The 13525-nt window shown below is 40.3% G+C and carries 12 protein-coding genes; 6 read left to right on the top strand and 6 right to left on the bottom strand.

Translation table 11 applies throughout. From position 1 onward, the window contains the following. Positions 1 to 48: 48 nt before the first annotated feature. Complete coding sequence (locus tag Q0N70_RS02110; RefSeq protein ID WP_294013139.1) at positions 49 to 1386, top strand: sodium-dependent transporter; 1338 nt, start codon at positions 49 to 51, stop codon at positions 1384 to 1386. Positions 1387 to 1463: 77 nt separating this feature from the next. Here the strand turns inward: Q0N70_RS02110 and Q0N70_RS02105 are convergent, their stop codons facing one another. The 3 genes from Q0N70_RS02105 to Q0N70_RS02095 all read right to left on the bottom strand — a co-directional run bounded on the left by Q0N70_RS02105 (position 1464) and on the right by Q0N70_RS02095 (position 3500). Continuing rightward, complete coding sequence (locus Q0N70_RS02105) at positions 1464 to 2231, bottom strand: DUF4469 domain-containing protein (RefSeq protein WP_294013135.1); 768 nt, start codon at positions 2229 to 2231, stop codon at positions 1464 to 1466. 246 nt (positions 2232 to 2477) lie between these two features. After that, entirely contained in the window at positions 2478 to 3068 is a 591-nt protein-coding gene (locus tag Q0N70_RS02100; protein ID WP_294013132.1) for an ImmA/IrrE family metallo-endopeptidase, read from the bottom strand. Positions 3069 to 3080: 12 nt separating this feature from the next. Then, positions 3081 to 3500, bottom strand: a complete 420-nt coding sequence (locus tag Q0N70_RS02095) for a helix-turn-helix domain-containing protein (RefSeq protein ID WP_013700570.1) — start codon at positions 3498 to 3500, stop codon at positions 3081 to 3083. 309 nt (positions 3501 to 3809) lie between these two features. Here Q0N70_RS02095 and Q0N70_RS02090 point away from each other — a divergent pair, with 309 nt between their 5' ends. From Q0N70_RS02090 to Q0N70_RS02080, 3 genes are all read left to right on the top strand, one after another. After that, on the top strand, positions 3810 to 6581 hold the full coding sequence (locus Q0N70_RS02090; RefSeq protein WP_294013127.1) for a type I restriction endonuclease subunit R: 2772 nt from the start codon (positions 3810 to 3812) through the stop codon (positions 6579 to 6581). A 67-nt stretch (positions 6582 to 6648) separates the two neighbouring features. After that, complete coding sequence (locus Q0N70_RS02085) at positions 6649 to 8217, top strand: type I restriction-modification system subunit M (protein WP_288507473.1); 1569 nt, start codon at positions 6649 to 6651, stop codon at positions 8215 to 8217. Positions 8218 to 8270: 53 nt separating this feature from the next. Next, on the top strand, positions 8271 to 9491 hold the full coding sequence (locus Q0N70_RS02080; protein ID WP_294013116.1) for a restriction endonuclease subunit S: 1221 nt from the start codon (positions 8271 to 8273) through the stop codon (positions 9489 to 9491). Here the strand turns inward: Q0N70_RS02080 and Q0N70_RS02075 are convergent. Then, positions 9484 to 10029, bottom strand: a complete 546-nt coding sequence (locus Q0N70_RS02075) for a restriction endonuclease subunit S (RefSeq protein ID WP_294013113.1) — start codon at positions 10027 to 10029, stop codon at positions 9484 to 9486. The two genes, Q0N70_RS02080 and Q0N70_RS02075, sit on opposite strands and share 8 nt — an antisense overlap. A gap of 110 nt (positions 10030 to 10139) precedes the next feature. Between Q0N70_RS02075 and Q0N70_RS02070 the strand changes: the two genes are divergently transcribed. Next, on the top strand, positions 10140 to 11240 hold the full coding sequence (locus tag Q0N70_RS02070) for an ATP/GTP-binding protein (protein ID WP_294013111.1): 1101 nt from the start codon (positions 10140 to 10142) through the stop codon (positions 11238 to 11240). Continuing rightward, entirely contained in the window at positions 11237 to 12019 is a 783-nt protein-coding gene (locus Q0N70_RS02065) for a hypothetical protein (RefSeq protein WP_294013109.1), read from the top strand. The genes Q0N70_RS02070 and Q0N70_RS02065 overlap by 4 nt, the downstream gene beginning before the upstream one ends. Here the strand turns inward: Q0N70_RS02065 and Q0N70_RS02060 are convergent. Together Q0N70_RS02060 and Q0N70_RS02055 are read right to left on the bottom strand one after the other, a co-directional pair. After that, positions 12016 to 12255, bottom strand: a complete 240-nt coding sequence (locus Q0N70_RS02060; protein WP_294013107.1) for a hypothetical protein — start codon at positions 12253 to 12255, stop codon at positions 12016 to 12018. The genes Q0N70_RS02065 and Q0N70_RS02060 overlap by 4 nt on opposite strands. 143 nt (positions 12256 to 12398) lie before the next feature. Further along, positions 12399 to 13514 carry a restriction endonuclease subunit S gene (locus tag Q0N70_RS02055; protein ID WP_294013104.1) on the bottom strand — a complete coding sequence of 372 codons (1116 nt, stop codon included), beginning with the start codon at positions 13512 to 13514 and terminating at the stop codon, positions 12399 to 12401. Positions 13515 to 13525 lie beyond the last annotated feature (11 nt).

Below are 13525 nucleotides of genomic sequence, written 5' to 3'. Positions count from 1 at the left end.
GAAAAATTTTTATACACACCGCCCCGAAATTTTGATAAAATAGGACTTATGGCTAGAGAAAGATTGAGCAGCAGACTTGGATTTATTCTGCTGAGCGCAGGCTGCGCTATTGGGTGCGGAAACGTCTGGAAATTTCCGTGGATGGTCGGTCATAACGGAGGCGGCGCGTTCGTTCTTGTTTACCTTGCTTTTCTTGTTGTGCTGGGACTTCCAGCGTTGACAATGGAATTCGCGCTTGGAAGGGCGGCTCAGGCAAGCCCGGTCAAAATGTATCAGAAGCTTGAAAAGCCCGGCTCGAAATGGCACATTCACGGCTACGTCTGCCTGCTTGGAAACATTTTTCTGATGGCATTCTACACGGTCGTTACGGGCTGGCTGATTTACTATTTTGTCTCGTTTGTCGCGGGAAAGTCAGGCGAGCTTAGCTTCGGCAAGATGATTTCAAATTCGAAAATAAACGTGGGCTATCTTTTTATCGCCGTTGCGGTCTGCTTTTTGATTCTCACGAGGAATCTCCAGAGCGGACTCGAGCGGATCACAAAATATATGATGGTTCTTCTTTTGGTTTTGATGACGGTTCTTGCGGTGCGGAGCATTTCTCTTCCGGGAGGCGCAAAAGGACTTTCATTCTATCTCGTTCCCGATTTTAAGAAGCTCACAGTTCCGGTTGTCGTTGGCGCGATGAACCAGGCATTTTTCACGCTTTCTCTTGGAATCGGCGCGATGTCGATTTTCGGAAGCTACATCGGAAAAGACAGGAGCCTTATGGGCGAGACTGTAAAAGTCATCATTTTGGACACTTTTGTTGCCGTGACTGCAGGCTTGATAATCTTCCCGGCGTGCGCGTCGTTCGGAATCGCAGTTGACGCAGGTCCGTCTCTTCTTTTCAACACGATGACGACAGTCTTCAACAACATGGGTGCTGGAAGACTCTGGGGAAGCCTTTTCTTTCTTTTTATGGTTTTCGCGGCGTTCTCAACGGAGCTTGCAGTCTGCGAGAATATTCTTGCGTGCGTGCGCGAGATGACAGGCTGGTCGCGCAGAAAAGGCTGCATAATCTGCGGAACAGGCATTTTCTTAATTGCGCTAACAACCGCGCTCGGCTACAGCGTGCTTCATTTTCATCCGTTCGGCGAAGGCTCGGCGTGGCTTGACTTCTGGGATTTTATCGTAAGCAACAACCTTCTTCCGCTAGGCGCGCTGATTTTCGCAGTTTTCAGCTGCAGCAGCAGATTCGGCTTAGGCTGGGAAAAACTCGTTCAGGAAGCGAACGAGGGCGAAGGCTTAAAAGTCAAAAACTGGATGAAGCCAGTCTTCGCGTACTTTGTTCCGCTTTGCATAATCGCAATCTACATAATCGGGCTTGCGACGTTCAAGTGGAAATAGAAATATAATATTAACAACGATTAACTCCACTATGTGGTTTTCCAAGCATAGTAGAGTTAATTACAAAATCACCGCTTTTATTTTACAGTGACAATGTCAGACACTGCGGAAACAAAGGTCTTTTTGTCCTCATTTCCTTTTCGGCTGTTTGTGCGCAGGATTATTCTGTAGCTTTTGCCGATTTCAAGGCTTTCTGGCAGGAAGAATTCGAGCGTCTTTGAAAGGTTTCGCATTATGGACTCCGGGTTCACCTTGTGCCACAAGCTTTCATCTTCGGAATAAATCCCGTCTGCGCCACATTCGGCAAAGAAAATTCCGCCATCACTGCCAGAAATTTTCAGTCTGCCGCCGTCAAGTCTCGCGGCTTTTTTAGATGTAAGAGTTCCGTCATTAAGCCCCGTAAAAAGGTCAGTGACAGAATCAATTGAAGGACTTGAATCCGCAATCACTATTTTGTTTATCCCAAGTTTTGCGACCGCCTCGTTTGTCTCCTTTGACGATGTGAATTTTACAAAAAGCTTCTTTATCTCGGCGGTTTCGGCGGTGTTTCCGCTTGTGCCGCTTGCCGCAATATAGAAAGTTCCCAAGTCCATGAGGTTCACGCTTTCGCCGCGCTGCAAGGCTTCTATTATTTCCGCCTTTATTAAGGAAAGAATGTGCTTTGCGGTTATGGCGTTCACGCCTATGTCTTTTTTCTGCGTGCGCGCTATAAGATTGTCAATCGTAACATTGCGCCGGTCAAAACGTGCGTAATATTTTCCGCCATTGTCAAAGTAATTTTTGTACAGAGTGAGATTTCCGCTTCCATCTGTGTCCGAATAGTTAATGTTTGTAGTTGTACTCATAAGTAAGTTCCTTGTCCGTTTTTGGACTGTCTGTTATAAAAAGGTGAGTTTCCTTTTCCACACTGAACAGAATTTCCGCTTTTCGCAAGATTTTCTGTTGACCAGACACGAAAGACAGGAGTATACTTCTAAAATCAGATTTGAAGATTCTCCGTCTGGAGTGTCTTTTTAAAGCCCTTAAGAAATGCCTTACGCACCGCAAATGTTTTCGGCAAATCCTAAGGGCTTAATTTTTTGCTTCATTTTTCATACAGCCTCCTCCAGCACTTGTTCTGAACTGAATAAATCAAGAATCCTGTTTGAAAGAATTCTTCTCACAATGTTCGGGTACTGCCTTATGCGCATATAACTGTCAAAGACATAGTTTGCGCAAGTCCAGCCAAGCCCGAATTCCTGCATAAGCTCATCCGGACAGCACGGTGAAAGCTTTATCACGAACGGCATTGCAGCCTGAGCATAAGTTGCAAAACGGTTGCATTCCGCTTTCATCCTGGCCGCCGACTTTCCCTGATTCTCGTACAAGTGCCCGAGCTGTATATGGGCAATCTCATACCAGATTGTAAAACGGACGGTACAAGGCGGAAGCAAGTCATTGTAGTAAATCGCGTACCTTGACTTTGCCGTCATCGTGGAAAACCCCTCCTCATACTTTGAGGTCATAAATTTTCTGTCCTCATCTGAGGAATCTGAATATTTTACAAGCTCAATTCCAAGCAGGCGAGCAACCTCAAAGCAGTCCACCGGATATTTTTTTATTCCCAAATCCTCAAAAAGACAATTCGCCTCTTCTTCTATCTCATCATATTCACTTCCCAAAAGCTGAACCGCTCTTTCCATTCATACCTCATCTTACGAAAAAAGAATTTTCGCGAACTTTTTGCGCTCCTCATCAGTAAGGGTCTTGGCATTGCGCGCGATAAGCTCGAATGCCTGTTCAATTTCCTGTTCTGATGAGAACTTATGGGCATCGTCGCTTTTTCCAGTAAGATAATCGACCGTCGTACCCAGCGCATTTGCTATGTTCAGAAGGATTGCACCCTTCGGAACCCTATCCCCTTTAAGGTAGTGGGAAACCGCACCCTCGCTCAAGTTTGTTGCATCGGCAAGAGCCTTCTGGCTCATTCCTGTTTCCGAAAGCAGTTTACCGATTCTGTCTTTAACAGCCATGCTTTCCATAATTATTTCAATTCCTAATTCAATTCTTGCCTTACGGCACATCCGCCGCAATCGCCATTTTATTTTGCGGCACTTTCTATTCGTTTTTAGCATTAACCTCCTAAAAACAATATAGATTACAAACTTGTCATTGTCAAGTATAAAATTGTCAAAATTTACATATATTTTAAGAATGGATAAAATTCAAAGAACAGCTTATTGCTTAAAAGATTCCGGCTTTTACAGGAAAGACGTTCCGCTTAGAACAGGAAGATGCTTTTTGCTCTAGCAGGAAAGAAGTTCCGGCTGGAAGCGGAAAGGAGGCAGGATTGGAAGCGGAAGAAAATTTACACCAGTTTTCCACATTACTTTATAGAAGAAATCAGTCAGCAAAATAGCAAAAATATGTTATAATTGTGTATTATGTCATATCAGAGTGAAGCACAGCTGGAAGAGCAGCTGGTTAATCAGCTTGAAAAACAGAACTATACGCATACGGTACTGGCGGATTACAATGCGCTTATAAACAATTTCAGGATGCAGTTTGAGGCTTTCAACAAGGACAAACTTGCTGGAAAGCCTTTAAGCGAAAAGGAATGGGAACGCATTCTGAATTATGTAAACGGAAAAAGCGTATTTGAGAGCGCGAAAATTCTGCGGGATAAATTCCAGATTGAGCGCGATGACGGCACAAAGCCATACTTCAAGCTTCTGAGCAACGACTTTACAGAAAACATTTATCAGGTTACGCATCAGGTTACAGTTACAGGTCTTTACACAAACCGCTATGACGTTACTCTTCTTGTAAACGGTCTTCCGCTTGTGCAGATTGAGCTAAAGCGGCGTGGCGTGGACTTAAAGGAAGCCGTGAATCAGATTATGCGGTACAGAAAACATTCATATCAGGGGCTGTTTCACTTTATTCAGATTTTTGTAGTGTCTAATGGAGTGGACTCAAAATATTTTGCGAACAGCGACAAGGATATTTTCTATTCAAATACATTCTTTTGGACAGACGACAACAATATCAGAATCACAAACTTAAAGGAATTTTCCGTTGTCTTTCTTGCGCGGGATTTGCTCATAAAAATGATGACAAAATTCACCGTTCTGAATGACACGGATAAAATAATGATGGTCATGCGTCCTTATCAGGTTTATGCAGCAGAAGCCCTTATCCGGCAGGCGACAATGACAAGCCGCAACGCATATATCTGGCACACCACAGGAGCCGGAAAAACTCTTACCGCATTCAAGACAGCGCAGATTCTAGCCTCAAATCCCGCAATAAAAAAAGTGGTTTTTCTTGTTGACCGCAAAGACCTTGACACCCAGACAACGGAAGAATTCAACAAATTCGAAGCTGGCTCGGTGGATGCGACTGACCGGACTGACATTCTTGTAAAGCAGATGAAGGACAAGAACCGCCAGCTGATAATCACGACTATTCAGAAAATGGCGAACGCAGTGAACAATCCCCGCTACGCTTTTGCAATGGACTTGTACAAGAAAGAAAAAGTTGTGTTCATAATAGATGAGTGCCACCGCTCTCAGTTCGGGGAAATGCACAAGGATATTGTAAGGCATTTTCAGAACGCACAGTTCTTTGGCTTTACCGGAACACCAAGGTTCGAGGTAAACGGCAAAGTGAACGGAAAAATTGTGCAGACAACAAAAAGCCTTTTCGGAGAATGTTTGCACTCATATCTGATAAAGAACGCGATTTTTGACAACAATGTTCTTGGATTTCATGTGGAATACATAAAGACGATGGACGGCGACTACGACCTTGATGACAACACGATGACGAATGCAATCGACGTGAACGAGCTTTATATGGCGGACGAGCGGATGACCATGATTGCAAACCACATAATCCAGAACCACAAGGCAAAAACTCGCAACCGCCAGTACACAGCAATTTTTGCAGTCTCATCAATTCCGGCGCTTGTAAAATACTATGACATATTCAAGGGTATTGACCATGACCTGAACATAAGCGGAATTTTCTCTTACGGAGCAAACGAGGACTATGAAAACGCAGACGAGCATAGCCGCAGTTCACTTGAGCGCATAATAAAAGACTACAACGAAATTTTCAGCACGAATTTTTCAACGGAAACATTTTCCGCATATCACAAGGACATAAGCGACCGTGTAAAGGGCAAAAAGACAAAGAGCCTTGACATCCTTCTTGTAGTGAATATGTTCCTTACAGGTTTTGACAGCAAGCCTCTTTCGGTTCTTTATGTGGACAAAAAGCTTGAGTACCATGACCTGCTCCAAGCATACAGCCGCACGAACCGAGTAGAAAAAGAAACAAAGCCGTGGGGAATAATAATATGCTACAGAAATCTTAAGAAGAACACAGATGATGCGCTTGCTCTTTTCTCCCAATCGAACGACACGGACGGAATCCTTGCAAAATCATTTGAATACTATGTCCAGAAATTCAACGAGCTTGCAATAAAACTTAAGGAAATCGCCCCTACGCCATCCTCTGTGGACATGATTATGGATGAAGAAACTCAGAAAAATTTCGTCGTAACGTTCAGGGAACTTTCAAAATACCTTCTTTCGTTGCAGACTTTCGTGGAATTCAAGATAGAGCGCGATTCAATTGAAATGAGCGACCAGGAATTTCAGGACTACAAGAGCAAGTATTTTCTTCTTTACAGAAAAGCACAGAACGAGCGCGAGGTTGTTTCCGTTCTTAATGACGTTGACTTCTGCATTGAGCTTATGGAAACCGACAGAATCAACGTGGCGTACATCATGAACCTTATACGGAACATAAGATTCAACTCGCAGCAAGCAAAGAACGATGACATTGAGCATATAAAATCGGAGCTTGGACGCTCGGACAATCTTCAGTTGCACAAGAAGATTGACATTCTGCGCGCATTCCTTGACGAAGTCGTTTCCGGCATGAACGGAACAGAAGACATCGACGTAAAATACAACGACTTTGAGAACAGAAAAAAACAGGAAGAAATAGAAGCGTTTGCAAAAAACGAGCACATAAGCGCAGAACTTTTAGGAGATTTTATCTCGGAGTATGCGTTTTCAGGAGTAATAAACCAAGGCGCAATAAGAGACAGCCTTACGCAGCCTATGTCGCTTCTGAAAAAACGCTCGCTTGTAAGCAAGATTGCGGACTTTATAAAATCCCACGTGGAAAAATACAGCAGCTAAAATGCTCCTCTAGTAATACGACAGAGGACAGCCTTAATTTATAAAACATTGAACTGGAGAAAATAAAATGGAAAACGACATTCAGCAGCACCAGAAAGAACTGTGCCAAAAACTGTGGGCAATGGCGAACGCGCTTCGCGGAAACATGGAAGCCTACGAATTCAAGAACTATATACTTGGAATGATTTTCTACTATTATCTTTCCGACCGCACAGAAAAATATATGGCAAAACTTCTGAAAGACGACAATATTTCTTATGAGGACGCATGGAAAAATGATGAATACCGCGAAGCCGTAAAAGAAGAGTCATTGCGGGACTTAGGATTTGTAATTGAGCCTCAGTTTCTTTTTTCAAACATGATAAAAATGGTGGAAAACCGCTCGTTCGACATAGAATTCCTGCAGAAAGGAATAAACGCCCTTATGGAATCCACCATCGGAAACGAGAGCCAGTCCGACTTTGAGGGGCTTTTTTCAGATATGCAACTGGACTCCACAAAACTCGGACACACCGTAAAAGACAGAAGCGCGGTAATGTCAAAGATAATAGCCTCTCTGGACGAAATAAATTTTTCTGTCGAGGACACAAAAATCGACATTCTAGGAAATGCCTACGAATATCTTATCGGACAGTTTGCCGCGACTGCCGGCAAGAAAGCTGGAGAATTCTATACGCCGTCTGGTCCTGCCGAGCTTTTGTGCCGCCTTGCCTGTCTTGGACTTACGGACGTAAAAGCCGCCGCAGATCCAACCTGCGGCTCAGGCTCGCTTCTTCTGCGCCTAAAAAAATATGCGAACGTGCGTCTTTACTTCGGACAGGAACTTACTTCCACAACATACAACCTTGCAAGAATGAACATGATTCTGCGCGGAATTCCATATACTAATTTTGAGATTTTTAACGGCGACACCCTTGAGCACGACTATTTTGAAACTGCAAGAGAAACAAAATACCGCGTTCAGGTTGCAAATCCTCCGTACTCCGCAAACTGGTCGGCTGACCCGCGCTTTATGGAAGACGACAGATTCGCCCAATACGGAAAACTCGCCCCAAAGTCAAAGGCAGACTTTGCGTTTGTTCAGCACATGGTCTACCACATGGACGAGGACGGAAGAGCTGCAGTCCTCCTGCCGCATGGAGTTCTCTTCCGCGGAGGCTCCGAGGAGACAATCCGGAAATATCTGATAGAAAAACTGAACGTGCTTGACGCCGTAATCGGACTTCCGGCAAATCTTTTCTTCGGAACAGGAATTCCTGTCTGCGTGCTTGTTCTTAAAGCCCAGCGCGAAGGAAATAAGGACAACATTCTTTTTATAGACGCGTCAAAGGATTTTGAGGCAGGCAAGAACCAGAACATTCTGCGAGACTGCGACATAGACAAAATTGTACAAGCCTACGAAAAGCGTGCAGATGTTGAAAAATATGCCCACGTTGCGTCCATGAAGGAAATAGAAGAAAACGCATTCAACCTGAACATTCCGCGCTATGTGGATACATTTGAAAAAGAGCCGGAAATTGACCTTGCGGAGGTTTCTATGAATATCCGAAATCTTGAGAAAGACATAAAGCAGATAAACAGCGAGCTTAAGCCGTACTTCAAGGAACTTGGACTGGATTTTCCTTTCGAGGACTAGAAAATACTTTTATAATTTTGATTTTTGAACTTTAACGATTTTGGAGGAATTTTATGGAAAATGTATCATCAAGGTGCGGCAACAGGGACAATGCGCCCCGCCTCAGATTCCCGGAATTCAGAGGGGAATGGGTGGAGAAGAAGCTGGGGGAGATTTTTAAGAAAAACACTGAAAAGAATACAGAGTTAAAAATAACCAACGTAATCTGCAATTCTGCAAAAAATGGACTTATTCCTCAAAGAGAATATTTTGACAAGGATATTGCCAATTCTGAAAACATAAATGGATATTACATAATCCAAAAGTATGATTTTGTTTATAACCCACGAAAATCAACAGAAGCTCCATACGGACCTGTAAGTGTATATAAATATCCGGATAAAGGAATCGTTTCACCATTGTATTTATGTTTTCGGGCAACAGAAAAAATAAATTCCGACTTTTATGAATTCTATTTTAAGTCATCTTCTTGGCATAGATATATTTATTTATCAGGTGATAACGGCGCAAGACATGACAGGGTTAGCATGCGAGATGATGTTTTCTTTGCTATGCCTGTAAACATTCCCTCCCTCCCCGAGCAGAAAAAAATCGCCGCCTTCTTCACGCTCCTTGACCGCCGCATCCAAAAGCAGCGCCAGCTCGTAGAGCGCCTAAAGACCTATAAAAGAGGAGTGTCCGAAGCTATTTTCGAAAGAAAATTTGGTTTTCCTAATAAAACAAACTGGAAGAAAATAAAAATAGAAAACCTGTTTTCTGAACGTTGTGAACGTGCCATTGGAAACGAAGAACTTTTAGCAGTAACAATAAACGGTGGAATACAAAAAAGAAACGAAATTCAATTAAAAGATAATTCAAGTGAGGATAAATCAAATTACAAACGAGTTCATATTGGAGATATTGCCTATAATACAATGCGTATGTGGCAAGGTGCTAGCGGTGTTTCATGTTATGCTGGAATTGTGAGTCCTGCCTATACAGTAATCGTATTAAAAGATAAAGAAAATCAATGTATTGATTTTTGGGGGCATTATTTTAAGCATACGAATCTTATAAGAACATTTCAAAAATTCTCACAAGGATTGACTTCTGATACTTGGAATTTAAAATATGCACAATTATCACAAATAAACTTATATGTACCAGAATACAAAGAGCAATGCGCGATTGCAAATTTTCTGCATAAATTTGATAGCAAAATATCTATTGAAGAAAAAAAACTGTCTCAGTTATCTATGTTGAAAAACGAACTTTTACATAGAATGTTCATATAAACATCTTCTGTAATAATGCAAGTTTCAATTTGTCCAAATTGAGCAGTTCTTTTTTTACAACATCTTCGTATGAGGTAATATTACTCATAATATTTGCAATTTTATTTTGAATATCCTCAGAAGGAAGTAAGACTTCAAATTTTTCAAGTTCCGATTTTTGTATATTTGGAAGCCCTGAGCCAACTCGCAAAGACATTATTTGTTTTTCATGAAATTTCAGATAATGAAACAAATACTGATTATTTATATTTTGTTTTAAGTTTTGCAGCGTATAACAATGACCTCCGCTCCAAAATTTTTCTGTATTGAATAATACAAAACCGCAGGAATTTCCGCCCTCACTTATGGATATTGTGTTTTTATCAGTATTAAAATTATCGGTACGTCCTGAAGCAGCAACGCCTCCGTTTAAGACATAGTATTTTCCATTTTTAATCATGTCCGTTTTATTCAACTGTTCACCTTTTTTTATGGAAGCACAGTTTTCTAACAACAAGGTTTCATATTTAGAAAAACTGTTTAATAAGACTGAAAACACTCCTCTTTTATAGGTCCCAAATATTTCCTAAACTATATCTCTCCGTAAAAAAATTACGGTAAACTTGATTTTTTTATTATTTTTGCCGATAATCACTATTGAGGTGCATAATGCTTAGAAAATTTGCAGTTACCAACTACCGCGGCTTTGAAAAACGCATTGAATGGGATTTGACTAAAATCCGCAACTATGAATTCAACGACTTTGCAATAAAAAACAAGACTGTAAAAAACGGAATCATAGTCGGGCAGAACGGCTGCGGAAAAAGCAATTTCGGGCTTTCTATTTTTGACATTGTGAATCACCTTTCGCAAAAATGGAAAAAGCCGGACTACTATGTAAACTTTGCATTCGCCGGCGCGCAAAAGAAGACTGTCGATTTTGAATATACTTTTGACTTTAGCGGAACAGCTGTTGAATATAATTATTCAAAAACTGCTCAAGGCGTTCTAAAAAAGGAACAGCTCAAAGTTAATGAAATACAAATCTTTTTCCGTAATGAGTCATCTTTTGAGATTGATGAAAAACTTTTTCCAATGGAAGAGAATACACGCAACAATCTGGCGCAGAATGCAAACAGCGTTTCAATTGTTAATTTTCTTATAACCTCATATCCGCTTGCAGAAGACAATGCTCTTTTGCAGATGCAGAAATTCGTGAATTCAATGCTTTGGTTCAGATGTCTGGAAGAGAGGGAATTCATCGGTCTTGAAACGAACGCATCGCTTCTTGATGAATACATAATAAACAACAATCTTGTAAAGGATTTTTCAAACTTTCTAAAAGAAGTAAGCGATCAGGAATTTTCTTTTGTTCCTCCGAATCCGCATGACAAGCAGCTTTTCTGTTACATAAAAGGCGCTCCAATACCATTTTATCTTATAGCCTCGACCGGAACTCGTTCTCTTCAGCTTATGTATTTTTGGATTAAGCACATGGAGCAGGCTTCATTCGTTTTTGTGGACGAATTCGATGCGTTCTACCATTTTAAACTCTCTCGCACGGTATGCAGATGGCTTTTCAAGCTCGACTGCCAGGTTTTTCTAACTTCCCACAATACGCTTTTGCTCACTAACGACCTTTTGCGTCCGGACTGCAATTTTCTTATTGAAGATAATACAATCCGCTCTTTGCACGACTGCACGCCTAAAGAACTCAGGCAGGGACACAACATTGAAAAGCTTTACCGTGGAGGCACATTCGGCTTATGATGCTTTTTGTCTTTGAGGGAAAGAAAACTGAGCCTTCGATATTCAGAACACTGGAGAAACTTTATTTTCTTCAAGATATAGAAAAGACAGTCTGTTGTTTCGGATGCAATATCTATGAACTTTACAGGCTTATGAATGATTCAGACTTTACAGAAGATATTGTCTCGGTTATAAAAAACAGGCTTCCAGCCACTCAAAGCAGTCCATTAAAGAATTTTACAGATGTGGCTGATTTTTCAGAAGTGTTTCTTTTCTTTGATTATGATTTTCAGAACAAGAATCTTCCCCCTGATGAAATAAACCGGCAGCTGGAAGAAATGCTGCGCTTCTTTGATGATGAGACAGAAAACGGCAAACTGTATGTGAACTATCCTATGGTCGAGTCAATAAAATGCACAGACAAACTTCCTGATTCAAATTTTATAAACTATAGGGCGACAAGAAGCGAATGTCATAACTTTAAGCTTTTCGTTACAGAAAAATATCCGTTTTATAAAAGCATGGATTTTATGATAATACCCCATGATAAAAAAACAGGTCTGCTCAAAGATATTTCAGAAGAAAAATACAATTTTATAAAAACCAACTGGAAACTTCTGTGCAGCCAGCATATTTCAAAAGCAAACTATATATGCACAGAAAATTACGCAATTCCTGAAAAAAAGGATTTTGTAAATCAAAGGCGAATATTTTCAAGCCAGCTGGAAAAATATGTTGAACCGCAAGATTCTGTTGCAATTCTGAACAGTTTTCCGCTTTTTCTTTATGAATATTTTTAAGAGTGATTGTATAAGTTTTTTTCTCTTAATGATTCTGAAAGTTCCTTGTCGGCGTCAATTTCTCTTGTTACTGAGCCTTTTATGCTGTTGAAATAAGCAAGCCCATTTTTTACAACATCATTCTCTTTCGCTTTTTTCTTGAAAATCAAAGATGTAATTTTTTGAGACAGTATTTCCAAATCATGCAAATCAAGTTTGTCAACAGAATTATAATATTGCAACGCCAAATCAGACATATTTGCCTCCAAGAACGTTTTGATATAAGCAGAAAATATTTCTTTAATGAATATAACATAAAAATCAGGAAATCTCTATGTTTTTTGTTTTATAAGAATTGAAAAACTGTTTTCCGAAAGCGTGCATAAATAATCCATAACAATTATATGAACATTTTCTGCAGAAGAGAGGATTTTTCCATACTCATATTTTTCAAAGCAGATTCTTCTTTATGAATTCTATTTTCAAGTCCACTTAAAAATTCTGCAATTTTATTTTGTCCGATTATGTCAGGTAAAAGGATATTCAGATTTTTCAGTCGTTCTGCGGACAGGTTCACTCTCGTTGCTCCTTGTCCTTCTTTCATTATTGCTTTTCTTATATAATTTGACCGCATATAATGTGCAATGAATATTGGATTTGTCATAACACTGTCATAAAATCTATATCCAAAACAAAAACTGTTTAGATATGGTTGCGACGAATGAGTCCAAACTGATGTGTAGCCGACTTCTTCCAATGTTTCTGATGACTGAGTAAAAAGAACATCGCTATATTTTACTGGATTTTGTTTCTCCTCTTTTTTAATTTTTACACTTTCGCAAAGTGATTCATCAGCTATAATATTTTTATAAACATTCATATAAGTTATGAATTTGCAATTCCCATTTCCAAAATCTTCCCTGCTTTTTCCTGAAAGACCATTGTAAAACTCTCCAATCTGTCCTAGTTTATATTTTTTCCATTCTGTGGCTACAAGACTTGAAAAATTAAGTCTCCTTTCAAAAATAGCTTCGGACACACCTCTTTTATAGGTCTTCAGGCACTCGACAAGCTGGCGTTGCTTTTGGATGCGGCGGTCAAGCAGCGTGAAGAAGGCGGCTATTTTCTTCTGCTCGGGGAGACCAAGTGGCAGTTTATGTTTTGTTTCAAAAAAATCTTCTGTGGAAATATTAAGAAGTCCATGATTTCTTGCTCCTTCTGCGGCAATCAGATAAATTTCACGGTACCATTTCAAAGAATCAAAATAGACTTTCATAAAATCAGAATCAAAGTTCTTTATAGAAAAGCATATATAAAGAGTTGAAAGCGCGCCCATCGGATATTTATCCAGTCTTTTTATAGAACCAAAATCATATCCTACCGAATAACTTTTGTTGTATGCAAATTCGCCATTTTTCAGAAGGTAGTAACCAGACATATCTTTGCTTGCCACTGTTTTATTGAAATATGTTACCTGGTCAACAAGTCCGTCTTTTGAAGAAATTGTTAACGGCAAATCAGTCTCAT

This window comes from uncultured Treponema sp. (genome assembly GCF_945873775.1).
Classification (GTDB): domain Bacteria; phylum Spirochaetota; class Spirochaetia; order Treponematales; family Treponemataceae; genus Treponema_D.
The sequence above is the reverse complement of the archived record's forward strand: the minus strand, read 5'-3'. Positions and strand labels throughout refer to the sequence as shown.